22 protein-coding genes and 3 tRNA genes are annotated in these 24,230 nt (G+C 54.8%); 21 read left to right on the forward strand and 4 right to left on the reverse strand.

From position 1 onward, the window contains the following. Positions 1 to 2 precede the first annotated feature (2 nt). Together CQ011_RS01030 and CQ011_RS01035 are read left to right on the forward strand one after the other, a co-directional pair. Complete coding sequence (locus CQ011_RS01030; protein ID WP_105673831.1) at positions 3 to 977, forward strand: Fpg/Nei family DNA glycosylase; 975 nt, start codon at positions 3 to 5, stop codon at positions 975 to 977. 181 nt (positions 978 to 1,158) lie between these two features. Then, positions 1,159 to 1,232, forward strand: a tRNA-Gly gene (locus CQ011_RS01035). 64 nt (positions 1,233 to 1,296) lie between these two features. Here the strand turns inward: CQ011_RS01035 and CQ011_RS01040 are convergent. Next, a complete protein-coding gene (locus tag CQ011_RS01040) occupies positions 1,297 to 1,734 on the reverse strand; it encodes a VOC family protein (RefSeq protein WP_105673833.1) in 438 nt (145 codons plus the stop codon). Between the two features lie 368 nt (positions 1,735 to 2,102). Between CQ011_RS01040 and CQ011_RS01045 the strand changes: the two genes are divergently transcribed. The 8 genes from CQ011_RS01045 (at position 2,103) to CQ011_RS01080 (ending at position 9,077) form a co-directional block, all read left to right on the forward strand. Then, positions 2,103 to 2,177: transfer RNA gene (locus tag CQ011_RS01045), tRNA-Pro, on the forward strand. Between the two features lie 155 nt (positions 2,178 to 2,332). Next, a tRNA-Pro gene (locus tag CQ011_RS01050) sits at positions 2,333 to 2,407 on the forward strand. A gap of 88 nt (positions 2,408 to 2,495) precedes the next feature. Further along, positions 2,496 to 3,824, forward strand: coding sequence for a trigger factor (gene tig, locus CQ011_RS01055; protein WP_105673835.1), 1,329 nt, complete (start codon positions 2,496 to 2,498; stop codon positions 3,822 to 3,824). A 246-nt stretch (positions 3,825 to 4,070) separates the two neighbouring features. After that, complete coding sequence (locus CQ011_RS01060; protein ID WP_096254622.1) at positions 4,071 to 4,670, forward strand: ATP-dependent Clp protease proteolytic subunit; 600 nt, start codon at positions 4,071 to 4,073, stop codon at positions 4,668 to 4,670. Between the two features lie 51 nt (positions 4,671 to 4,721). Further along, complete coding sequence (locus CQ011_RS01065; protein WP_105673836.1) at positions 4,722 to 5,381, forward strand: ATP-dependent Clp protease proteolytic subunit; 660 nt, start codon at positions 4,722 to 4,724, stop codon at positions 5,379 to 5,381. Positions 5,382 to 5,548: 167 nt separating this feature from the next. Next, on the forward strand, positions 5,549 to 6,841 hold the full coding sequence (gene clpX, locus CQ011_RS01070) for an ATP-dependent Clp protease ATP-binding subunit ClpX (RefSeq protein WP_105673838.1): 1,293 nt from the start codon (positions 5,549 to 5,551) through the stop codon (positions 6,839 to 6,841). A 41-nt stretch (positions 6,842 to 6,882) separates the two neighbouring features. Beyond that, the gene (locus tag CQ011_RS01075) at positions 6,883 to 7,491 is read left to right on the forward strand and encodes a mycothiol-dependent nitroreductase Rv2466c family protein (protein ID WP_105673840.1); all 609 of its coding nucleotides are present in this window, start codon (positions 6,883 to 6,885) and stop codon (positions 7,489 to 7,491) included. A gap of 593 nt (positions 7,492 to 8,084) precedes the next feature. Further along, complete coding sequence (locus tag CQ011_RS01080) at positions 8,085 to 9,077, forward strand: trypsin-like serine peptidase (RefSeq protein WP_105673842.1); 993 nt, start codon at positions 8,085 to 8,087, stop codon at positions 9,075 to 9,077. A 322-nt stretch (positions 9,078 to 9,399) separates the two neighbouring features. Here the strand turns inward: CQ011_RS01080 and CQ011_RS01090 are convergent, their stop codons facing one another. From CQ011_RS01090 to CQ011_RS17630, 3 genes are all read right to left on the reverse strand, one after another. Next, positions 9,400 to 9,891, reverse strand: a complete 492-nt coding sequence (locus CQ011_RS01090; RefSeq protein ID WP_105673846.1) for a DUF4870 domain-containing protein — start codon at positions 9,889 to 9,891, stop codon at positions 9,400 to 9,402. A gap of 211 nt (positions 9,892 to 10,102) precedes the next feature. Then, positions 10,103 to 12,721, reverse strand: coding sequence for a valine--tRNA ligase (gene valS / locus CQ011_RS01095; RefSeq protein WP_105673848.1), 2,619 nt, complete (start codon positions 12,719 to 12,721; stop codon positions 10,103 to 10,105). A gap of 12 nt (positions 12,722 to 12,733) precedes the next feature. Further along, entirely contained in the window at positions 12,734 to 12,922 is a 189-nt protein-coding gene (locus tag CQ011_RS17630) for a hypothetical protein (protein ID WP_146112538.1), read from the reverse strand. On the opposite strand from CQ011_RS17630, the gene CQ011_RS01100 reads away from it, so the two are divergent. The 11 genes from CQ011_RS01100 to CQ011_RS01150 all read left to right on the forward strand — a co-directional run bounded on the left by CQ011_RS01100 (position 12,923) and on the right by CQ011_RS01150 (position 24,021). Next, positions 12,923 to 13,687 carry an SDR family oxidoreductase gene (locus CQ011_RS01100; protein ID WP_105673850.1) on the forward strand — a complete coding sequence of 255 codons (765 nt, stop codon included), beginning with the start codon at positions 12,923 to 12,925 and terminating at the stop codon, positions 13,685 to 13,687. A gap of 10 nt (positions 13,688 to 13,697) precedes the next feature. Next, the gene (locus CQ011_RS01105; protein WP_105673852.1) at positions 13,698 to 14,390 is read left to right on the forward strand and encodes a sirohydrochlorin chelatase; all 693 of its coding nucleotides are present in this window, start codon (positions 13,698 to 13,700) and stop codon (positions 14,388 to 14,390) included. A 100-nt stretch (positions 14,391 to 14,490) separates the two neighbouring features. Continuing rightward, a complete protein-coding gene (locus CQ011_RS01110; RefSeq protein ID WP_105674950.1) occupies positions 14,491 to 16,191 on the forward strand; it encodes a nitrite/sulfite reductase in 1,701 nt (566 codons plus the stop codon). Further along, the gene (locus CQ011_RS01115; RefSeq protein WP_105673854.1) at positions 16,188 to 16,898 is read left to right on the forward strand and encodes a phosphoadenylyl-sulfate reductase; all 711 of its coding nucleotides are present in this window, start codon (positions 16,188 to 16,190) and stop codon (positions 16,896 to 16,898) included. The genes CQ011_RS01110 and CQ011_RS01115 overlap by 4 nt, the downstream gene beginning before the upstream one ends. A gap of 16 nt (positions 16,899 to 16,914) precedes the next feature. After that, positions 16,915 to 17,838 carry a sulfate adenylyltransferase subunit CysD gene (cysD, locus tag CQ011_RS01120; RefSeq protein ID WP_105673856.1) on the forward strand — a complete coding sequence of 308 codons (924 nt, stop codon included), beginning with the start codon at positions 16,915 to 16,917 and terminating at the stop codon, positions 17,836 to 17,838. 1 nt (position 17,839) lies between these two features. Further along, entirely contained in the window at positions 17,840 to 19,135 is a 1,296-nt protein-coding gene (locus CQ011_RS01125; protein ID WP_105673858.1) for a sulfate adenylyltransferase subunit 1, read from the forward strand. A gap of 91 nt (positions 19,136 to 19,226) precedes the next feature. Beyond that, positions 19,227 to 20,213, forward strand: coding sequence for an ABC transporter substrate-binding protein (locus CQ011_RS01130; protein WP_219844165.1), 987 nt, complete (start codon positions 19,227 to 19,229; stop codon positions 20,211 to 20,213). Next, positions 20,204 to 20,944 (forward strand): ABC transporter ATP-binding protein, encoded by a 741-nt coding sequence (locus tag CQ011_RS01135; RefSeq protein WP_105673862.1) that lies wholly within the window; start codon positions 20,204 to 20,206, stop codon positions 20,942 to 20,944. Before CQ011_RS01130 ends, CQ011_RS01135 begins: the two co-directional genes overlap by 10 nt. Further along, positions 20,919 to 21,776 (forward strand): ABC transporter permease, encoded by an 858-nt coding sequence (locus tag CQ011_RS01140; RefSeq protein ID WP_105673864.1) that lies wholly within the window; start codon positions 20,919 to 20,921, stop codon positions 21,774 to 21,776. Before CQ011_RS01135 ends, CQ011_RS01140 begins: the two co-directional genes overlap by 26 nt. Further along, positions 21,769 to 22,548 (forward strand): uroporphyrinogen-III C-methyltransferase, encoded by a 780-nt coding sequence (gene cobA / locus CQ011_RS01145; RefSeq protein ID WP_105673866.1) that lies wholly within the window; start codon positions 21,769 to 21,771, stop codon positions 22,546 to 22,548. The genes CQ011_RS01140 and cobA overlap by 8 nt, the downstream gene beginning before the upstream one ends. Positions 22,549 to 22,566: 18 nt before the next feature. Next, positions 22,567 to 24,021, forward strand: coding sequence for an FAD-dependent oxidoreductase (locus CQ011_RS01150; protein ID WP_105673868.1), 1,455 nt, complete (start codon positions 22,567 to 22,569; stop codon positions 24,019 to 24,021). Positions 24,022 to 24,230: the final 209 nt, after the last annotated feature.

A 24,230-nucleotide genomic window follows, 5' to 3' on the forward strand; every position in this document is an offset into this window, starting at 1 on the left:
CCGTGCCCGAAGGACATTCCCTTCACCGTCTGGCTCGCCAATTTGATGATGTTTTTGGCGGGCAGACGGTTAAGATTACTTCACCGCAAGGCCGCTTTGTCGCAGATGCTGAACGCATCAGTGGCAACGAGCTGGAGCATGCCTTCGCCAAGGGGAAGCAGCTATTCTGCCGCTTTTCCAATGACCTATATCTGCGAGTGCATCTAGGACTTTATGGCGCCTTCGAATTTGGTGGCGACGATCAGTTCATTGGCGCATCCTCAATCGGCGCGCCACGCCGCATAGGTGAACGCGAAGTCAGCATGCAGGAGCCTGGAGAATATTCCGGTCCACCGGAACCCATCGGCGCCGTACGTGCCCGCATTGTCTCCGAGCATGGATGGGCAGACCTGCGTGGGCCGACAGCGTGTGAAGTCTTGGACTATGAGCAGGTGCAAGTAAAGCTCGATAAGTTAGGTCCGGATCCCTTAGTTGGTGCTGCTGCGCGATTCCAAGCGGCTAAGGGACAGGTGCCTGCTGGTGAAGATCTAGAGCTCCTAAAGCGAGGGCTCAAGGAGTTTCGGGCGAATCTTGCGCGCACTAGTAGCGCGATTGGCGTGGTGTTAATGAACCAAGACTTAATTAGCGGGGTCGGGAATATCTACCGAGCCGAAGCACTCTTTAGAAATCGTATTTCCCCGGATCTTCCTGCCAATCAGCTTTCTGGACGTAGTGCGAATAAATTGTGGTGGGACATCGTGGCCATCATGGAAGATGGCGTCCGTGACGGAAAGATCATCACTACTCGTGTTGAGGACCGGGATCCACTGGGGGTCTTATGGCCTGATAACGCTTACTACGTGTACCAGAGACAAGGGATGGGATGTCGCCGTTGCACAGGGACGGTCTCTCTGGCGGAAGTCGCTGGACGGAAACTGTACTGGTGTCCTCGGTGCCAGAAGTTGCCGCGCAAAAAGGCTTTGCAAGACGGTGCGTAGGGTGTTTGGGCCCAAGATCACTTTCTCGATGTTCGCGAAACCGCGTGTTTTGTAACGGCCGCAGGACAAAGTGGTGCTATACGAGATGTGTCCAAGTCGGAACGGGAATCACCCGATTTGCATCGACCTAGATTTATGGTCTAGACTAAATTCTGTTCGCGGCAATGAAGTCACGAATCGTGGGGATGTAGCTTAGTGGTAAAGCCTTAGTCTTCCAAACTAATGATGCGGGTTCGATTCCCGTCATCCCCTCCACGAAAAAGGCCTCGCTGATGCGAGGCCTTTTTGCATATCCAAAATAAGTTTGCGAACGAGCAAGTTACACGACGCAGAATTCATTGCCCTCGGGATCTGCAAGCACTACATGATCTAGATGTCCGTGCATGAAGTGTCTGGATAGTTCCTTAGCCCCGAGCAGTATGAGCTGCTCGACTTTCGCTTCAACTCGAGGTCCGCGTTGCTCGGCGGGCTGGTCGCGACCCAGTCCCACTTTCACGTCCAGATGAATGCGATTTTTCGCGATCTTGGATTCGGGTACCTTGAGTATGGATATTTGCGGGCCAGCGCCGGTCGGGTCGCAGATGACTGCACCGTCATCCCATTCCGCTGGCGGTACCTCGCAGGCAATCAGCCAGTCCTCCCAGGAGGCGAAGCCGGCTGGGGCTTCAGCGTCCACATATCCCAGCGCCGTCTTCCAGAAGCTAGCAAGTTGTGCAGGAGCTGCGCAATCAAACGTCAGTGTCCATGTAGTCAGCATGGCTAAAGGGTACTACCCACCGTTGCGCGGGGCAGTGGAAGGCTGCCAACAAAACCCGGAACTCGCGGTTCGAAACGCATGCTGGAGAGTTGACTGTGAGCGTTCAGGGATATTTCTGCGAAGAACATGGAAAAAGCTTGTTACTCAACTCACCTTTTTCGGTGTTTTACCTCAAAAACAGACGTCAACGCCGGAAAAACCGCGTAAATTCGCAGAAGTTAGAAGTTTTGAACACGAGGATGCCGATTTTGCTTTTAGCTCGAACCCGTGTAAATTTATTTCTTGTGATCACGCAGGGATAACAACTTCCCAGCAAAGATTCACGAGATGTTGGCTCAGGTGAAAAGCGATTTTCACACAGAGTACAACGGGGTATAGCTCAGCTTGGCTAGAGCGCGCGCTTTGGGAGCGTGAGGTCGCAGGTTCGAATCCTGTTACCCCGACTCATGAGATAAGTTCTTCGGAATTTATTGCATGATAAAAAGATCTAAAGATAATTTAGTTCTTGTGATCACCGGAAACAGTAAAAAGAATCTGGCAAGAATCGCAAACGATTAGTGGATACAGGATGACTCGGGTTAGACTGTTCACTGCTAATCGGGGTGTAGCTCAGCTTGGCTAGAGCGCGCGCTTTGGGAGCGTGAGGTCGCAGGTTCGAATCCTGTCACCCCGACTCTGTCGAACAACCCCGCAACGCCACCATGTTGCGGGGTTTTTTGCAGATAAAACCTAATTCTTAGACAACTCAGGAGTACAACGCTGTGAAGAGCGCCGTCGAAAACGTCAACCCGACTCGGGTGAAACTGACCGTTGAGGTTCCTTATGAGGAACTGAAGCCCCGCGTCGATGAGGCGTACAAGACCATCGCTCAGCAGATTCAGGTTCCAGGCTTCCGTAAGGGCAAGGTGCCGACTCGTATGATCGATCAGCGCGTTGGTCGCGGATACGTCATCGAAACCGCTGTGAACGAGGGCCTGAACGACTTCTACCAGAAGGCTATGGTCGAGAACGAACTGACCCCGCTTTCCCGCCCAGAGGTTGACATCACCGAACTTCCTTCCATCGAGAAGGAAGGCGAAGGCCAGCTGGTCTTCACTTTCGAAGTTGATATCCGTCCGAAGGTTGAACTACCTGACTACAAGGGTATTGAAGTTTCCGTCGAGGCTAAGGAAGTTGCCGACGTAGACATCGATAAGGCCCTTGATGACCTGCGCGGTCGTTTCGGCACCCTGAAGGATGTTGAAGCACCAGCTGCTGCAGATTCCTTCGTCACCTTGGACCTGACCGCATCGGTCGAGGGCGAAGAGGTAGACGCAGCTCAGGGCCTGTCCTACCAGGTTGGTTCGGGCAACATGCTAGAGGGCATGGACGAGGCTGTTACCGGCCTTTCCGCAGGCGAAGACGCCACCTTCGAGACCACCCTTGCCGGTGGCGAGCACGCAGGCAAGACCGCGACCGTGAAGGTTGTTGTTTCTGCAGTCAAGACCCGCGAGCTGCCAGAAGCTAACGATGACTTTGCTCAGCTAGCTTCCGAGTTCGACACCATCGCAGAACTACGCGAATCGCTGTCCAAGGATGCTGCCGAAGGCAAGATCACTGAGCAGGGCGTAGAGGCTCGCGAGCTGGTTCTCGACAAGCTGGTTGAACTGGTTGAGGTTCCTGTTCCTGCTTCCGTCATCGACGAGCAGATCGAACAGCACTTCAACGCACCAGACGCTGAAGCTGACCACGACACCGAAGAGCACCGCGCAGAAGTTCGCGAGAACACCGAGCGTGCTTTCAAGAACGAAATCATCCTTGACGCAGTTGCTGACGCCGAGGAAGTTGGCGTTGAGCAGTCCGAGCTGATCGACTACATCGTGCAGACCGCAGGTCAGTACGGCATGGAGCCAAACCAGTTCGCGCAGATGCTTGACGGTGCCGGCCAGGTTCCAATGTTGATGGGCGAAGTCCGCCGTCGCAAGGCACTTGCCAAGGTTCTTGAATTCGCAACCGTCACCGATTCGAACGGTGCCGCTGTAGACCTGACTTCATTCGTGAAGCCTGCAGGCGAAGAAGAAGCTGTAGAGGAAACCGCAGAGGCTAAGTAGTCTCGCAACCTCGGTAGCCACCTATCAACTTGGAAACGAGTTGGTAGGTGGCTACTTTTTTGTTCGCTGTCGGTGTAGTCATGCGCCGTGAGCGAAACAGGGGCATGAAACCGCGCATCTAGCAGTTGAAGTCAGTAATCTCAAAGTAACCAGTTGCAGCTTTGGGATTCGAAAAAGAATTTCAAAATCTGATCTACACGTTTGGAAGAGGTAGAGAACATGTCAAATGATTCGCGCACTCCCACCATGGCATCCGTTGACCCGGCCGGCCGTGAGGATTACATCTACAACCGCTTGCTCAAAGAGCGCATCATCTGGCTGGGCTCCGAAGTCCGCGATGACAATGCCAATGCGATTTGCTCGCAGCTGCTCTTGCTCTCTGCGGAGGATACTGAAAAGGACATTTACCTTTACATCAACTCCCCAGGCGGATCGATCACCGCAGGCATGGCTATCTACGACACCATGAACTTCATCCCGAACGATGTGGTGACCGTGGCAACCGGTCTGGCCGCATCAATGGGTCAGTTCCTCCTGTCCTCGGGTACTCCAGGCAAGCGCTACGCGACCCCTAACGCTCGTATCCTCATGCACCAGCCTTCGGGTGGCATTGGCGGTACCGCTTCGGATATCAAGATCCAAGCCGAACTGATCATGCACATGAAGAAGGTTATGAGCGACCTGACCGCGGAGCAGACCGGGCAGAGCGTCGAGCAGATCCTGATCGACAACCAGCGTGATAAGTGGTTCACCGCTGAAGACGCGCTGGAATACGGATTCTTCGACCAGATCGCAAAGCATGCCGGCACGGTCACCGGTGGCGGCGGCGTCGACGCCGGCAAGTAGTCGGCCTTAGCTATCGCCCTGAACCCCAAAGATTTGTCCAAGGAGAAAACCATGAACTTCAATCCGGAAGCCGTTAGCGGTCAGATGCCGTCGGCTCGCTACATCCTGCCACAGTTCGAAGAGCGCACCCCGTACGGGTTTAAGCGCCAGGATCCATACGCCAAGCTATTCGAGGATCGCATTATCTTCCTCGGCGCGCAGGTCGATGATGCATCGGCAGATGACGTCATGGCCCAGCTGCTGGTTCTTGAATCGATGGACCCAGAACGCGATGTCACCCTGTACATCAACTCACCAGGTGGATCCTTCACCGCGATGACCGCGATCTACGACACGATTCAGTTCATTCGTCCAGAAGTACAGACGGTCTGCCTCGGGCAGGCGGCCTCCGCCGCAGCCGTACTGCTAGCCGCCGGTACCCCGGGCAAGCGTCTGGCGCTACCAAACGCACGCGTGCTAATCCACCAGCCGTCAATGGGTGGCGGCGAACGCGGTACCGCGACCGATCTGCAGATCCAGGCCGAAGAAGTAATGCGTATGCGCTCATGGCTCGAAGAGACCATTGCAAGCCACTCGGGTCAGAGCGTCGAGAAGGTACGCGACGACGTTGAACGCGATCTGTTCATGACCGCTGCCGATGCCAAGGAATACGGCATCGTCGACGAGGTGCTTACTCCACGTAAGATGACCCGCGCAGTTCTTGGCCACTAGGACTTACGCGGAATAATTACTGAGTACTGGCGGTTTACCTTGTAGGTGCGTTCTCCACAAGAGGATTGCACCACGCAGGTAGACCGCCATATTCAGCTAATTTGGGGGTTACCTGACTTAGAATTGGGATAGTCCACGGCAACTCAAGCAAACAGGAGATCGGTGCGATGGGACGTATGGGCGAAGGCTCGGATCTGTTGAAGTGTTCTTTCTGCGGAAAGAGCCAGAAACAGGTAAAGAAGCTAATTGCAGGCCACGGAGTCTACATCTGTACCGAATGCATCGAACTGTGCAATGAGATCATTGCCGAAGAGTTTGCTGAAGAACAGGTCTCCGAAGATTTTTCGTTGCCAAAACCACGAGAAATCTTCAATTCCTTGGAAGAGTACGTGATCGGTCAGGAGAACGCTAAGCGTGCTCTGTCCGTCGCCGTATACAACCATTACAAGCGAATTCACGGCACTCAGGAGCATTCTCCTGTTGCAGCCTTGAATAGTGAGAATCCTCTAGATGATGTTGAGGTTTCGAAATCTAACATCATGCTAATTGGTCCCACCGGTTGCGGTAAGACCTACCTGGCGCAGTCGCTGGCGAAGAAGCTGAACGTTCCGTTTGCCGTAGCCGATGCAACCAGTTTGACCGAGGCCGGCTATGTCGGTGAAGACGTTGAGAATATTTTGCTGAAGCTGATTCAAGCCGCAGACTTTGACGTCAAGAAGGCCGAGACCGGCATTATCTACATTGACGAAATTGACAAGATTTCACGAAAGAGCGAGAACCCTTCGATTACTCGGGACGTTTCCGGTGAAGGTGTTCAGCAAGCTTTACTGAAGATTCTTGAAGGTACCGTCGCAGCAGTTCCGCCTCAGGGTGGACGCAAACACCCACATCAGGATTTCTTGCAGTTGGACACAACGAACATTCTGTTTATTGTGGCTGGTGCCTTTGCCGGACTCGAGGAAATTATTTCCTCACGTGCGGGCCGAAAGGGTATCGGTTTCGGAGCACCATTGACCGCAATAAAGTCTGAGGCTCCGTCTTATTCCGACGTTCGTCCCGAAGACTTGCTGAAGTTCGGATTGATCCCAGAATTCGTCGGTCGCCTCCCGGTGATTGCTACGGTAGAGCATCTTGACCGTGGAGCGTTGATTCGAGTCCTCACGGAACCCAAGAATGCCCTGGTGAAGCAGTACCAGAAAATGTTCCGGATGGACGGCGTTGAGCTGAGCTTCGAGCCGCAAGCCTTGGACGCAATTGCTGAACTGGCAATTGAACGTGAAACCGGTGCACGTGGGCTTCGTGCAATTTTGGAAGAGACTTTGGGCGGCATCATGTTTGAGTTGCCTAGCTTGGAAGAGGTTGCGGAGGTAGTGGTGACTCGTGGAACTGTCTTGGATAAGGACGAACCATTGCTCCTTTCCCACGAACTTGCAGCGAAGCGTAACAAAAAATCCGCATAGTTTAGAGTTCCATTAATTTTTTCGTAGGAAGTTGAAGGTTCATGCCACAGCGCACGCAAGTTGATTTCTGGTTCGACCCAATCTGCCCCTTCGCTTGGGCCACTAGCCGTTGGATCAAGGAAGTCGAAAAAGTTCGTGACATCGATGTTCGGTGGAACGTGATGAGCCTTTCGGTGCTCAACGAAGGTCGTGACCTTCCAGAGGACTACCGTGCATCCATGGATAACGCCTGGGGCCCAGTACGAGTAATTATCAAGGCAGCGCAAGAGCATGGCGACGAGGTTATTGACCAGCTCTACACCGCAATGGGTGAACTAATTCATTACGAAAAGGTTGAGGACCGCGCCGATGTCATCTCCCGCGCGTTAGCAAAGGTCGGGCTTCCTGCGGAGTTAGCACAGGCTGCCGATACCGATGCCAATGATGTTGCACTACGTGCAAGCCATGAACAAGGCATCTCCAAGGTTGGCCAAGACGTTGGCACCCCAGTCATTGCAGTAGACGGAGTGGGGTTCTTTGGTCCGGTTATTACCCGAATCCCAACGGGTGAAGACGCAGGCAAGATGTTTGATGCTGCCGCGCAGCTGGCGTCTTTCCCTTACTTCTTTGAAATGAAGCGAAGCCGCACCGAAAGCCCAGTTTTCGATTAATCTGCGTTCTACAAGCCTCGTACGATTGACTTAGCCATATTTTGGCGGGTCTGATTGTACGAGGTTTTTGTTTAATTAGTGACGGGCATATTCTTCGTGGTCCGGTTGCGTGTTAATTAGTGACATTGGCCTAGCTTAAGTGAGAGGTTGGCGGGGGAGCGCTCTCACTGACTACTTGAGAGTTAATGTTTCGCTCGGTGGTAACTTCGCGTGAATAAATTTCAGCCAACTTCTCAATCGCTGAAATGTGAAGCGCGTCACCGTTGTTTCATAAATTTTATTTGACTCGGGTCTTGCGTGCCGTATCTGCCTACTGCTAAGTAACTTTCATTTTCTAAGTGATTTTTCGTGCAGATTCAAGGGATCCTGCGAAAGTGATGCCTGGGGGTCCGGTTATTAGTTGGGATCACTCTTTGAGTTTTGGTCGCAAGAAAATCGTAGCTTCATAGTTTTAACCAATTAGCTTGTCGAATGTATAAAATTCTTCGCGAACGGTCCTATGTAATGCTTGAAAGATGTGTTTGACTAACTCCCACAGGTGCTCCGGCACATGCTTTCGACGGCGGCCCCCATCCGCCACACAGGGAGAAATCGTGCAAGACAGAATCCAAAACAATGCCCCCAAGGCAAGCCTGCGCAAAGGTCGAGCAATAGCTGCACTTTTGCTTGCCGGTGGACTGATCGGTGGAAGTGCTTCAATGGCCATGGCTGCACCCACAGCCCCCACCGACAAAATCGAGTCGTCAACAATCAGCCAGGCAAACGCTAAAAAGGCGATGAACTACTGGACCTCATCTCGTATGAAGAACGCCAAGTCCGCTGACGTTCTCACGCACGGGAAATCCGCTACAAAGGGTGCGCAGAAGGCGGGGGAGTCAAAGAAGATTTCCGGCCAGAAGGCAGCGAACCCGAAAAATAAGGGTCAAAAACCGAAGAAAGGATCATCGGTCACTCCGGTGTCCCACATTGGTAAGGTGTTCTTCACCCTCGGCGGCTCAGACTACGTGTGCTCGGGTAACTCGGTTGTTTCGGCCAACGAATCAACGGTTTCCACAGCCGGTCACTGCGCCAATGAAGGCCCTGGCGCCTTCGCAACCCGCTGGGTCTTCGTGCCTGCATACGAAAACGGTAACGCACCGTACGGATCATTTGCAGCAACCGAATTGGTGACCCCCACTCAGTGGAGCAATGGCGGAGATATTACCTATGACACTGCCTTCGCAGTGGTCTCCGATAATAGTGGAGTCAGCTTGGCTGACCAGGTCGGCGCTTCAGGTGTCGCCTTCAACCAGGCTCGTGGATTAACATATACAGCTTTCGGTTACCCGGCAGCGAGCCCATTCAATGGCGAGACGTTACAGTCATGCGCCGGTTCAGCAATTGACGATCCATACGGACAGAGCGATTCTCAGGGCATCCCTTGCGATATGACCGGTGGATCCTCAGGCGGTCCATGGTTCCTTGGCGGATCCAGTGGCTACCAGAACTCAGTCAACAGTTTTGGCTACAGTGGAGTGCGTAACACGATGTTCGGTCCTTACTGGGGCACCGTCATCGAGCAGGCATATAATTCTGCACAAAACTAGCAGCAAGTGAGTTGGGCGGAATGTCGATGAAGACATTCCGCCCAACTTAGTTAAGGATGAATTGATGACATCACGAGACGACGCGGTGAAAGGCGAGGACGATTCAACGATCGTTCACAAGATAGCCCAACCGCCTAGTGAACAGGTTGCCTATTTTAACGAGGCACACCGGCGCAAAGCGAAACCCATGCAACGACTCATAGCTAGTCCCGAAGAGTCAGTTAAACCTGACTCTGAGAAATGATCCGGGCTAGCACCAGTTCACGCATCCAGCCGCGGATCGGAAATAACCGATGCCTGGTAGTGAGCAGTTTCTACAGTTTTAGCTTACAAAAGCGAAATTAAATGGGTATTTGTACGCGCGTCCGGCCTGGTACTCATCTGGTGCTTTGACCGCGGCCATAATAGCAATCACAAAGCAGATGATGCCGCCGAGAACGCCGATCACCCATCCAATGACAGGTACGAACGCTAGCAAGCCAATGATTGCGCGAATGATACTGAAGTTCAGTGTCTGCTGATGGAAATCGCGGACCAGCGGATTGCTACGTTCCTTATCGATCACAAAGAAAATGAGTGCCGGAATGATTCCAAAGAATGCCGAAAGCCATCCATTAAGTTGAATGCGTTGGAGGCTGTCATCTGCGCTTTGTCCCGGACGAGGAGCCGGCGGAAAGCCTTGCTGGCCAGAATAATATGCACCGGAGGACTCAGTGCTGGGATTCTCTGTTGGTGAATTGTTTGTTGGGGGAGTTGCCGAGTCGCCCACGTCATCTGGCTTGAACTCGTTCGAGTCTTCCGGTGTGGTTGTCATTTGAGCCTCTCAAGAGTCGAGCCTGATTGCTTACTCTGACCGTACACGGTTAAACCACTGTTCTGTTTAATAGAGATCAAATCGTTATTGCACTTGGTTTTATCGAAGTTCAACAGCCGTTCAATTACAAAGAACGAATCGAGAACTATCGTGGAAACAGCGAAGACCGCCGAGAAAATCTCGACGGCCTTCGTGTCTTACCTAATGAAGATTAATCTTCTTCGGCAGGAGCCAATTCCACGTTTACAACGTTGAGATCACCCTCGGCTTCAATCAAGGTCAATTCACGTGCATTTCCGGCGGACTTTAGATCGGTGAAGCCGGCACGCAACTGCTCAATCGCAGCTGCAGGTGCGTGGATTTCACCAGAAAGTACCTCGGTGCGTTGTTTGACCTTAGCGTCTGACTTAGCCTTGCGGATACCCGACAGTGCGTGGCCGACGGTCGGAAGAACCATGGCGTCAGCACCTTCGGTGGCTGCGCTGAGATGAGCAACGCTTGGCCACTGCGACAGGTGAACCGAACCAGTGCGCCACCAGCCCCAAACTTCTTCGGTAGCAAACGGCAAGAACGGTGCAAACAGACGCAGTACCGAGTCCAGGGTAGTCGCGAGCGTTGCAAGAACGCTGGCCTGTTCAGCTTCACCATGACCGCCGTAGGCACGATCCTTGATCAGTTCAACATAGTCATCGGTGAACGACCAGAAGAACGACTCGGTGATATCCAAAGCACGCGCGTAGTCGTAGTTTTCAAAGGCACGCTGAGCGTCCTCGATCACGGTAGACAGACGCAACAGCAAGGAACGATCCAGACCGTTGGTGACCAATGACGCGTCATCGGTCAGCACGTTTGCCTCGGTGGCACCCAGGTTCAAGACGAACTTAGAAGCGTTAAGAATCTTGATCGCCAAGCGGCGGCCAATCTTCATCTGGTTAATTTCGTAGGCGGTATCGGCGCCCAACTTGGCACTGGCGGCCCAATAACGAACAGCGTCGGAACCAAACTTCTCCAACACCTCGTTTGGTACCACTACATTGCCCTTGGACTTAGACATCTTCTTACGGTCTGGATCTAGAATCCAGCCCGAAATGGCAGCATGCTTCCAAGGAACATCGTTGTGTAGCGCATCGGCACGGACTGCTGTTGAGAACAACCAGGTGCGGATGATGTCGTGGCCCTGTGGGCGCAGATCAAATGGGTATACCTTGGAGAAGAACTCGTCATCGCGTCCCCAACGACCCACAATCTGTGGGGTCAGTGAGCTCGTTGCCCAAGTATCAAGCACGTCGGCGTCACCGATGAAACCGCCGGCTACACCACGCTGATCCTCGGTGTATCCGATGGGCGCATCCGCTGCCGGATCAACCGGAAGCTGAGCGGTCTCTGGGACAATCGGAGCGTCATAGTTAGGCTCGCCATGCTCATCGACCTTGTACCAAACGGGTACAGGTACGCCGAAGAAGCGTTGGCGAGAAACCAGCCAGTCACCGTTTAGGCCAGAAACCCAGTTCTCATAACGCGAGCGCATGAACGATGGGTGGAAGTCGATCTCCTGCCCGCGGGCAATCATTTGCGTACGGCGCTCTTCGTCACGGCCACCGTTTCGGATGTACCACTGACGTGAGGTGACGATTTCCAAAGGCTTGTCGCCCTTTTCGAAGAAGTTCACCGGACGTGAAACCTTTTTAGGTTCACCATCGAGTAGATCTGCTTCGCTGAGCATCTTGACTACGGTTTCCTTCGCGGAGAATACGGTTTTCGCCGAGATCTCTGCGTAGGCTTCCTGACCGGCCTCGGTGGTGATCCACTCTGGGGTATCGGCCAAGATGCGGCCGTCGCGGCCAATGATGGCGCGAGTTGGTAGCTGCAGTTCACGCCACCAGGTTACGTCGGTCAGGTCGCCGAAGGTACAGACCATGGCGATACCCGAACCCTTGTCTGGCTGAGCCAGTGGGTGTGGGTACACGGTAACCGGTACGCCGAAGATCGGCGAGGTGACGGTATTGCCGAACAAGTGCTTGTAGCGCTCATCGTCTGGGTGAGCGACTAGGCCAGCACAGGCTGCGAGCAGTTCCGGACGAGTTGTCTCGATGAAGACCTGTTCGCCACCGTCAGCATTGAATGCATAGCGGTAGTAGGCGCCTGGCATTTCGCGGTCTTCGAGTTCTGCTTGGGCCACCGCGGTGCGGAAGGTGACATCCCACAGAGTCGGAGCTTCGGCCATGTAGGCGTCGCCCTGCTTGAGGTTTTCCAAGAACGCTCGCTGAGACACCGCACGGGCGTTGTCGTCAATGGTCCGGTAGGTCATGCGCCAGTCAACGGACAGGCCCAGAGTGGAGAAGAGCTGTTCGAAGACTTTTTCGTCTTCGACTGCTAGTTCTTCACAGAGTTCAATGAAGTTCTTACGGCTAACTACATCCCAGTCGCGCTGGTTTTTGGCCGGCGACTCAGGTGGGCGGTAACCCTCGATATATGGTTTGGTTGGGTCGCAACGAACGCCGTAGTAGTTCTGTACGCGACGCTCGGTGGGAAGACCGTTGTCGTCCCAACCCAGTGGGTAGAACACGTTCTTGCCGCTCATGCGCTGGAAGCGTGCCAACACGTCGGTCTGCGTGTAGGAGAACATATGTCCTACGTGCAGGGAACCGGAAGCGGTTGGTGGGGGAGTGTCAATGGAGTAAACGTCCTCGCGGGTCGTGTCCTCGTTGAAGTGATAGGTGCCCTCGGTGCGCCACCGGGACGAAAGACGTTCCTCTAGGCCCTCCAAAGCGGGCTTGTCAGGAACGGAAACCGTTGCGGGCGTGTCTGTGCCCAAGTTGTCTTCTGCCATGTTTCTATTCTTTCATGTTTTATATGGCAAGGAAGCATTGAAGCTCATGGTCTGGGCCACTTGAGCGAGGGAAACCTGGCTGGCGTAGTCAAATGAGCGAAATATCCCCTGTCGGGCACCGGCTCGTGGCCGGGTAAACGGCGTACGTAAGAGAAATTCATCGCTTCGCATGGGGATGCCCCAAAGTTCTAGAGTGGGCATATGACTAATTCTCAAAATCAGAACAATTCACGCTCTGCCCTCGTCACCGGTGCTTCGAGCGGCATCGGTCAGGCTACCGTCCGTGCCTTGCGCGCACAGGGCTGGAACGTTTTTGCAGTGGCGCGTCGTGAAGAACGATTGAAGTCCCTGGCCGCAGAAACCGGGGCAATTGCACTGGCCGCAGATGTCAGTGTTCAAGCTGATGTTGATGCACTGGTCAGCGACGTCGAAGCTCAGGGTGGCGTCGATACTCTCATCAACTGTGCTGGCGGTGCACGCGGTAGTGATCACTGGGCCGAAGCAAAAGACGAAGACTGGGAATTCATGTGGCAGGCAAACGTCATGGGAACCATGCGGTTAACGCGCGCGCTATTACCTTCCTTGCGCACCAATTCAGGCACTATTTTGAACGTCACCTCTACCGCCGCCCTGTCCAGCTACGAGGGCGGTAGTGGCTATAACGCCGCGAAAGCAGCGCAACGAGCCATGACTCAGGCGCTACGTTTGGAAGAAGTGGGCAACAGAATTCGTGTCATTGAGATCCTTCCAGGACTCGTCCACACCGAAGAATTCGCGCTGCGCCGACTCGGAACCAAGGAAGCGGCCGAGAAAGTCTATGCTGGAGTCGCCGAACCACTCACCGCCCAGGACGTGGCAGAAGTGATCCGCTACGCGGTCAGCGCTCCGTCACATGTGAACTTGGACGAAATCGTCATTCGGCCACAGGCTCAGGCCGCCAATCACAAGCTGATCCGCCAAAGCTAATAAACCGGTGATGAAGAAAACCCACGTCCTCGCTGCGTCACATGGCACCGATAATCTTCGCGGTCAACAACTGATCCACGAACTACGTACACAGCTGGAAGAACTGGCGTGTAGTGAGATGCACACCGAGTTGGTCTGGCACGAGGCATATGTTGATGTTCAACAGCCGCAACTTGCTCAAGTGCTCGCGTCGTTGCCCGAGGGAGAAGCAGCGGTAGTACTGCCACTGCTAGTTGCTGATGGAGTGCATACGACCCAGGACATCGCTCAGGCAGTAGCAGCACGGCAAAACACGGTCGCGGCCAGCCCACTGGGCGCTTTGCCAGAACTTGCTTACCTACTAAGTCTGCGCGCCATGGCTCAGCTGGAGCCGAATCAGAAGGTCCTCCTCGCTGCAGCCGGAACCCGGCTAGAGCAAGGGCAAGAGCAGATTAGGGACTTAGCAGCGCAGATCTCAACGCGGCTGGGTCAAGAAGTTCAGGTGGCTTACTGCGCCGGGGCTAAACCGCTGATTAGTGAACTGCTTTCCGAGGAACTGAGGCCAAAGACGCTGGTGCTTAGCGCGCTGTTAGCCGAAGGACTCTTTCAATCACGGCTGACTAGCATGGGCGCCCGGTTCACCACAAGCCCGTTGCTTCCGGACGTCATGATCGCTAAATGTTTCCTCATAAGACTGCAAGAGGCCCTGAAGCAAAGCACATAAATGTCCTCAGATGACGAAGTTCGCGGTGATTAAGTAAAGCGCGTTCATGTGACTACTCGTGGTTGCCAGCCCCCGGGGGCTGGTTTCTATGCTGGCTTACATGACGCAAACTACTGCACCGGGTCGCCCTAAGCGGGCAGCTAAACCCCAAGGTCAATGGAAGGTTGACGGCAAGGCACCGCTCAATCACAACGAGGAACTCAAAGCCGCCGACGACGGTCTGAACGTCCGCGAACGTATCGAGCAGATTTACGCACTCAAGGGTTTCGACTCAATTGATCCAGACGATCTGCACGGGCGTTTTCGCTGGTGGGGCTTGTACACCCAACGGGCCCAAGGTATTCCTGGTGGTAAGACCGCCACGCTGGAGCCGCACGAACTTGAAGACAAATATTTCATGCTTCGGGTGCGCATTGACGGCGGAGCACTAAGCACCGATCAGCTACGGGTAATTGCCGGGATTTCTACCGAGTTCGCCCGTGACACCGCGGACTTTACCGACCGACAGAACATCCAGTTGCACTGGGTAGATGTAGCCGATGTGCCGGAAATCTGGCGCCGACTCGAAGCCGTGGGGCTGAACACCACCGAAGCATGTGGGGACGTTCCCCGAGTCATCTTAGGCTCGCCCGTGGCGGGCATCGCCAAAAACGAGATCATCGACCCGACCCCCGTGATCCATGAGATCGCTCGGCGCTATGTGGGCAACCCGGAATTCTCCAACTTGCCGCGCAAGTACAAGACCGCGATTACCGGCCACCCGAACCAGGACGTCGTCCACGAGATCAATGACTTCGCGCTAATCGGCGTTGAACATCCGCAACTCGGCGTCGGATATGACCTCTGGGTCGGCGGGGGACTCTCCGCCAACCCCCGCTTGGGCGAACGGCTCGGCGCATTCGTCCGCGAAGAAATCGCTGCCGACGTTTGGGAGGCAGTGACGTCCATCTTCCGCGACTACGGCTATCGAAGGCTACGCAACCGGGCACGTCTGAAATTCCTGCTCGCTGATTGGGGAACCGAGAAATTCCGTCAGATCCTCCAAGATGAGTACCTGGGTTTTGAACTCCCCGACGGACCTCCTGCGCACAAGCCACAGGATGCCGGAGACCACAGCGGAGTGCATGAACAGAAGGACGGCCGGTTCTATATCGGGCTGACCCCGCCGGTGGGACGCGTCTCGGGAACAATTCTCAATAAGCTGACGGACCTGGTTGAAGCGGCCGGATCTCGCAGGCTACGAACCACCCCGCACCAGAAGGTCATCGCCCTAGATATCCCCGCAGACCAGGTTGATACCTTTACCAACGCGGTACAAGAACTTGGCTTGGACCCGTCTCCCGGCTTAATCAAGCGCTCTGCCATAGCCTGCACCGGCATCGAGTTTTGCAAGCTAGCCATCGTGGACACTAAAGACACCACAATCGACGCGGTGAAAAAAATCGAATCAAGGCTCGCGGATCACAAAGGAAAACTTCCCAAGGCACTGTCCTTGCACGTTAATGGTTGCCCGAACTCGTGCGCGCGTATCCAAACCGCCGACATTGGGTTGAAGGGGCAACTGATCACCAACGCGCAGGGCGAGCAGGTATCCGGATTCCAAGTGCACTTGGGCGGAACCCTGGCCGGATTCGAAAACGGTGAGGCAGGTCTAGGCCGCACCGTCCGCGGGCTGAAGGTCGCGGCGAATGAGCTTCCCGAATACGTGGAGCGGGTTGTCAAAAGCTATTCAAGCAAGTCAGAAAAGAACGAGTCTTTCGCTGCCTGGGCACACCGCGCCGACGAGGAGGACCTGGTATGAGCACCGTGCAACGCACCGAAGCAGAACTGCGGAAGATCGCCGCGTTGGGAGCCGAAGAGCTTGGCTGGGACTCGACCGCCGAACAGGTCATCAATTTTGCGGCTAAACATTTCGCGGCCCGCGAGATCGCGGTTGCCTGTTCCATGGCTGACGCGGTCCTCCCACATTTGGTATCGGCCGCTATTCCAGACGTAGACGTGCTGTTCCTAGAGACCGGGTATCACTTCGCTGAAACCATCAGCACCCGCGACGAGGTCGCCCGAGCACTGCCGGTACGCATCATCGAGGTACTGCCAGAACTCACGGTGCATGAGCAAGACGCGAAATTTGGCAAGGACCTCTTCGCTCGTGACGCGGCAACCTGCTGCCAGATGCGAAAAATGGATCCGTTGAAAGATTCCTTGAAAGGCTACGGCGCCTGGTTCACCGGGGTGCGTCGCGAGGAGGCGCCTACCCGAGCTAACACGCCGTTGGTGGGCTTCGACGAAAAGCACGGGCTAGTGAAATTCAATCCGCTGGCCGCCTGGTCCTTTGATGAACTGATTGGCTACGCAACCGAACACTCGGTGCCGGTAAATATGTTGCTCGCACAGGGATATCCCTCAATTGGTTGTCAACCATGTACCAGGCCGGTAGCCGAGGGCGAAGATCCTCGCGCGGGTCGCTGGGCTGGCCTAGCAAAAACTGAATGCGGCATACACATCTAGTGAAGGAGAGAAGCAAATGACCATCACAGCCAACGCACCCACCCACGTACGGCGCAGCGTCCTTGACGAGCTCGAAGCAGAATCAATTCACATCATCCGTGAGGTGCTCGCGGAATTCGAAAATCCCGGTTTGCTCTTCTCTGGAGGTAAAGACTCGGTGGTAGTACTGCACCTGCTGGCTAAAGCAGTATTTCCGGCACGTGTGCCGATTCCTGTAGTGCATATCGACACCGGTCACAACTTCGGTGAGGTACTGAAGTTCCGAGATCAGGTCGTAGCACGCTATGGACTGAACCTCGTAGTTGGTTCGGTACAGGAATATATCGACCGTGGGGAGCTAACAGAACTGCCAGATGGCACCCGAAACCGTTTGCAAACCCGGGTGCTCTTGGACACCATCGAGGCCAACCGCTTCGACGTGGTCTTTGGCGGGGCTCGTCGCGATGAAGACAAGGCCCGGGCCAAGGAACGCATCTTATCGCTGCGGGATGAATTCGGAGTCTGGGATCCACGTAACCAACGTCCGGAAATCTGGAATCTTTACAACGGGCGCCACGCACCCGGTGGGCATGTCCGCGCCTTCCCGATCTCGAATTGGACCGAACGCGATATTTGGGCGTACATCAACCAAGAACAAATCCAGTTACCGCCAATCTACTTTGCCCACAAACGACAGGTCTTTGAACGCGACGGCATGTGGCGAGCGGTCACCGGAGTCTCGCTGCCAGCTCAAGGCGAAATCGTCAGCATCCGCCAGGTGCGTTACCGGACTGTGGGAGACGCCAGCTGCACCGGTGCGGTGCTCTCGGCCGCTGACACCGTACCGAAGGTATTGGACGAGTTGGCCTTGGCTACCGTGACTGAACGCGGCGCAACCCGCGCCGACGACCGAATTTCAGCGGCCGGAATGGAAGACCGCAAGACCGAAGGGTACTTCTAAAATGACCACCACACTTTTACGTATCGCCACCGCCGGCTCGGTAGACGACGGAAAATCAACGCTTGTTGGACGGCTGCTCCACGACGCCAAAGCAATTCTCGCCGACTCGCTTGATGACATTGCACGCACCAGCGCAGAACGTGGTTTTGGCGGTGAGGTCCCGGCCTTGGATCTGGCATTGGTCACCGACGGCCTGCGCGCCGAACGCGAACAAGGCATCACCATCGACGTGGCCTACCGCTACTTCTCCACCTCCAACCGTTCCTTCATTCTGGCCGACTGCCCGGGACATGTGCAGTACACCCGCAATACTGTCACCGGTGCCTCAACCGCTGATGCCGCGATCGTGCTAGTGGACGCGCGACACGGGGTACTGGAACAAACCCGCCGCCACCTCGGCGTGCTTTCCTTACTGCGGGTGCCGCAGCTGGTGATAGCCGTGAACAAAATGGACCTCGTGGACTGGAATGAGCAACGCTTCAGTGACATTGAATCTCAAATTCTGGATATCACGGCCGAATTGGGTATCAAGCGCACCACAGTCATCCCCGTGTCGGCATTGAATGGCGACAACATCGTTGATGCCTCGGCGCTAAGTGATTGGTACGCCGGGCCAACGTTGCTCGGATTACTGGAAGCTTTTGAGCCCGAACGTGGGCAAGCGACGGCCCGTCTTGATGTGCAGTACGTCATCCGTCCACAAGGTGCACTGGCTCCTGGACTTGCTGCTGAAGAGTATCGCGACTTCCGCGGTTACTCCGGCACGCTAGCCGACGGACAGTTAAGCGTGGGCGACACCGTCCAGATCATCTCCAACGGGCAGCCAGCAACCAGCAACATCAAGTCCATTCGTAACTCGCACGGCGAAGTGAGCACGGCGCTAACTGGAGAAGCGGTACTTGTGGAACTAACTGGAGAGATCGATATTGCCCGTGGCGACACCATCATTGCGGGAGAGCCCAAGGCGCCTGTTCGCGAGATCGAAGCGAATATTTGTGTATTGTCCCCGACGAAGATCACCGCCGGTCAGCTAGTGCTCATTAAGCACGGCACTAAGGTCGCTCGAGCGAAGATTGAAAGCCTAGATCACGTGATCAATGTCGTTGATTTCGCCCGTAGCGTGGCCACCGAATTGCAGCTCAATGATCTGGCACGGATCACGGTCCGTAGCTCCGCGGCTCTGGCCGTGGACGAATACCAAAATTCACGTACCGCAGGTTCCTTCTTACTGATTGACCCCAATAGCGGAGCCACCTTAGCTGCGGGAATTATTGAGGCTCAGAATGCCGCCGCCTGAACGTCAAAATCCCAGACGTCAACGGTTCACCTCTACTGCGGCAGCAACTAACTCTCGGGCACGCAAAGCGACGTTATGGTTTGTAGGGATCTTGGCAATTTTTGCCGTGGGTACCGCATTTGTTCCGCCCCTGGACACGGCGAAGGCGAAGGAACCGGCGACAAGTGTCGCGAAGGAACTTCGTCTGGGATATTTTGCCAACGTCACTCATGCTCCGGCGCTCATTGCGGACCACCAAGGTTTTCTAGAATCCACTCTAAAGACTGACCATACGCGGTTGGAGACTCAAATTTTCAACGCTGGTCCGGCAGCAATCGAAGCGCTAAATAGTGGGGCACTGGATGCGGCTTACCTTGGCCCGTCACCGGCCTTGACCAGCTACCTGTCCAGTGCGGGAAAGTCATTAAAAATAGTGGCGGGGGTGACTAATGGGGGAGCGAGTTTAGTGGTCTCGAAGGACATTAAAAGCGTCGAAGATTTGCACGGAACCGAGCTGGCAACGCCGCAATTCGGCGGAACTCAGGACGTGGCATTGCGCCATTATCTCTTGGATCAAGGACTGGGGGAGCAGGTGACTGTGACCCCAAGTTCAAATGGCACGGTGCCGCAACTATTTGCTCGTCAAGCTATCGACGGGGCCTGGTTGCCGGAACCTCATGCCTCTTTGTTGGTCAAGGAGCACGGGGCTCACCGGCTGATTAATGAATCTTCGTTGTGGCCTCAGGGCAAGTTCCCCACCACAGTATTAGTTGTCAGTCAGGATTTCTTGGCCGAACACCCGCAGAGCGTCGCGAAACTTGTGGCGGCCAATGCGCAGTCTATTCATTGGCTCAATTCGGCTAGTTCCGCCAAACGGCTAAGTGCAGTACAAGCCGCACTGACGAAGATCAACGGAAGCAGCCTCTCTGACGAGGTAATCAATTCGGCGCTGAGCCAGGTGAGCTTCGATGAAATCCCGCTTGAAGGTACCTTCGAAACTCTGGTTGAGCATCAGTCCGCGGTCGGTATTGGAGAGCCTGGCGATGTAGCAAATATCGTGAACGACCAATGGATTGGACAGCGTCCATCATGGGAGTAGAACTTCACGAAGTCTCACTGAGCTATCCAGGAACCGATTTGGTGATTGATTCGCTCACCGCGCAGATTGACGATGGCGAGTTTGTTGCTGTTCTTGGTGCTTCAGGATGTGGAAAATCTTCGTTGCTGAACATGATTGCTGGGCTGCTGCAGCCTACCTCCGGATGGCTTGAAGTTCCACACGATGGCGCGGCCTTCATGTTCCAAGATGGAAACCTGCTTCCGTGGCTGAGCGCTGCCGATAATATTTCGCTCGCATTAAAACTTGGGGGATACCCGGCCGACTTACGTGATGCGCGGGTAGCGGAGTTGCTCAACCTAGTTCAGCTTCGGCACGCGGGAAATAAAAAACCCCATGAGCTCTCTGGCGGGATGCGCCAACGTGTGGCCTTGGCTAGATCCTTGGCTCAAGACCGTCAGGTGCTGCTGATGGACGAGCCCTTCGCGGCACTAGATGCGATTACCCGCGACATGTTGCATGAAGAGTTACACAACCTCTGGCAACAGACAGGCAAAACCATCATCTTCGTCACCCACAATGTACGCGAAGCAATTCGGCTCTCCGAACGTATTTTGGTGTTGTCCTCTCACCCGGGACGAATCCTTGAAACCCGACGGATCTCGGCGCAATTGCGAAACGATCCAGCTCAGTCGGCTGCTTTGGCCGACGAACTGACAACAATCCTCAGGAAGGAGCAACGGAAACATGAGCGCACTAGCGCAGCAAGTTAGCTCACCGACGGTCAAAGCCGACAAGTTGCGACGGCATATGACCTCACTTGATTCGGTCCTCGCGCCGATTATTACCGTCATCGTGCTCCTGAGCCTGTGGCAGATTGTTTCCTGGGCTGCTCCCATTCGTTCAGACCTATTGCCTGGGCCCGGAGCCATCGTCGCAAAGCTACCGGAAATGTTGGCCAACGGGTCACTACTCGGTGCGGTGGGAACCTCACTTTTTAGGGCGCTGTCCGGATTTTTACTTGCCGTGCTAATCGCAACGCCCGTCGCATTACTGTTGGCGCACCACCCCTTACTTCGCAAGGGACTTGGGCCACTGATTTCAGCGATGCAGGTACTGCCATCCATCGCGTGGGTGCCGGCCGCGATCATCTTGTTTGGGCTGAGCAACGCGACCATCTATATGGTGCTCCTTCTGGGTGCGGTGCCCTCGATTATCAATGGACTACTTTCCGGAATCGACCTGATCCCGCCCCAATACCGGGCGCTATCCCAAGTCTTAGGCGCAGATAAGCGCCAGCATATTTGGCATGTTGAACTGCCTGCTGCGCTACCGGGCTATGTAGCCGGGTTACGTCAAGGCTGGGCCTTCGCCTGGCGCTCCTTAATGGCCGCCGAATTGATTGCGGTGGGCGGGGCGCTGTCGCTCGGAGTGGGCTCGCTGCTGCAACGTGGACGAGACCTCGCAGATTTACCGTTAGTGATCTTAGTCATACTAGTTATTTTGTTTGTTGGCGTCTTGATTGAACTTTTTTGTTTTGCACCCGTGGAACGCAAGCTATTACGCGACCGGGGCATCAACCGCACTGGAGGAAAAAATGTCTAAAGGAAAAATTACACTCATTGGAGGCGGGCCCGGTGATCCGGAACTGATCACGGTTGCTGGCTACAAGGCTCTGGTTGCTGCGGATGTGGTGCTTGCCGATCGACTTGGACCTATTGCATTGCTTGACGAACTGCGTCCCGAAGTCAAAGTTATTGATGTGGGAAAGGCGCCGGGTTGCCACGTAAAAACACAAGATGAGATCAATGATCTCCTAGTCAAATATGCTTCTCAGGGACTGAATGTGGTCCGCTTAAAAGGCGGCGATCCCTTCGTGTTAGGGCGTGGTGGTGAAGAACTGATCTTCGCCGCGCAACATGGGATCGCTACGCGGGTAATTCCCGGAATTACTAGTTCCATTTCTGTGCCGGCCGCAGCCGGAATTCCGGTAACCCACCGAGGTGTCGCCACCGGTTTTACCGTCATCAGTGGACATGAGGATCTGAGTGACGTCCCGCTGCGCGCCGACCACACCCTGGTAGTGCTCATGGGGGTGTCGAATTTGCCACAGATTGTTGAGACATTACTTACCCGGGGTTTACCGTTTAGTACGCCAATTGGGATAGTGGAGCGAGGTTACTCACAGACGCAGCGGACAACTATCGGTACGCTAGAGGAGATTGTAGTGCGCGCCCGTAAGGCCGCCGTGGCGAATCCGGCCGTCATCGTAATTGGTGACGTTGTACGTCTAGCACCAGAAGCTTCAACCCAGTTGGTTGAGCTTCAGCCGCTGGACACGGTCGACGTCACAGCGTCGGTCTCATTCGCTGACTAAGAAAGTAGATGTTGTTTGATGAGTGAAGTTCACGTACCTGAACATTTGACCTCCCGCGCCCTGCGCGTTGCCATTGTTGGTGCCGGTCCCGCAGGCATCTACGCCGCGGACATGCTCAATAAGAGCGAGCCAGTATCTTCTGGCGAACTGTCGCTGAAGGTAGATCTCTTCGACGAGCTACCTACCCCGTTCGGGCTGATTCGTTACGGCGTATCCCCGGACCACCCACGCATTAAGGGCATCATCAACGCCCTGCATAAGGTGCTGAACAACGACTGGATCAACTTCTACGGAAACGTAGGATTGGGCCGAGACATCACCCTTGACGAATTGCACGAACGCTATGACGCGGTCATCATCTCTACCGGTGCCCAAAAGGATGCTGATCTGAACATCCCAGGTATCGAACTTACCGGATCTCATGGTGGCGCAGACTTCGTATCTTGGTACGACGCGCACCCGGATGCCCCGAAGGATTGGGATCTTTCCGCAACGGAAGTAGCGGTGATCGGTAACGGCAACGTAGCTTTGGACGTCGCTCGTATTCTCTCCAAGCATGCTGACCAGCTGCTAGAGACCGAAATTCCAGCGCACATTTACGAGCAGTTAAACGGCTCCGCTGTCACCGATGTACATATCTTCGGCCGTCGTGGCCCTGCGCAGGTGAAGTTTACCCCGCTGGAACTTCGCGAACTATCGCACTCCAAAGATGTAGACATCGTCTTGTACGAAGAGGACTTTGACTTCGATGAAGGTTCGGAAGAAGCAATCCGCACCAGTAACCAAACCAAGACCATGGTCTCGACCCTGACCAACTGGTTGATTGAACAGGAAGAGAATGAGGAAGCCGCCAGTGCTTCTCGTCGTCTGCACCTGCACTTCCTGCAGACCCCGGTTGAGGTACTCGGCGAAGACGGCAAGGTCACCGGCCTGAAGCTTGAACGCAACGAACTGGACGGCACCGGAAATGTTAAGGGCACCGGTGAATTTACCGAGTATCCAGTACAGGCCGTATACCGTGCAGTTGGCTACTTCGGTTCTGCCGTAGAGAACATCGAATACGACGGACAGCGCGGTGTATTGCCAAACGTTGAAGGTCGAGTCTTGAACGCTGAAGGCACCCACATTGATGGTTTGTACGCGACCGGTTGGATCAAGCGTGGCCCTATCGGGCTCATTGGCCACACCAAGGGTGACGCTTTGGAGACCATCAATCACCTGCTTGAAGACTTGGGAAACCTCCCGGTTCCGACTTCGAACCAGAGCATCGAAGAGCTACTTGAGTCCCGAGGCGTGGACTACGCCGACTGGGATGGCTGGATGAGCTTGGACGAACAAGAAAAGGCTCTGGGCGCTCAAGCCGGTACCGTGTCGACCCGCTTCGGTGAGATCACCCGCGACCGCATCAAGCTAGTCGAGCGCGAAGAAATGCTGGAGTTTGCACGAGCAAAAAAATTAGCTAAGAGCCTGTAACTAAAAATACAGGTTCAGGAATAACTGGCACCCGTTGATCTGCTGATCATCGGGTGCCATTTTCCTTTAATCCCATCAGCTGAATACGTCATCGAGCGAATGGCACCACTGATCTGTAGACATCCGTCGTTGGGCGCCACCTTGGGCTTACACACAGTGAATCTCGTCTGTGCGACAACTGATTTCCGGCACCTGACAGACTAGCGCGA

Source organism: Arthrobacter sp. MYb213 (assembly GCF_002979915.1).
Lineage (GTDB): Bacteria > Actinomycetota > Actinomycetes > Actinomycetales > Micrococcaceae > Glutamicibacter.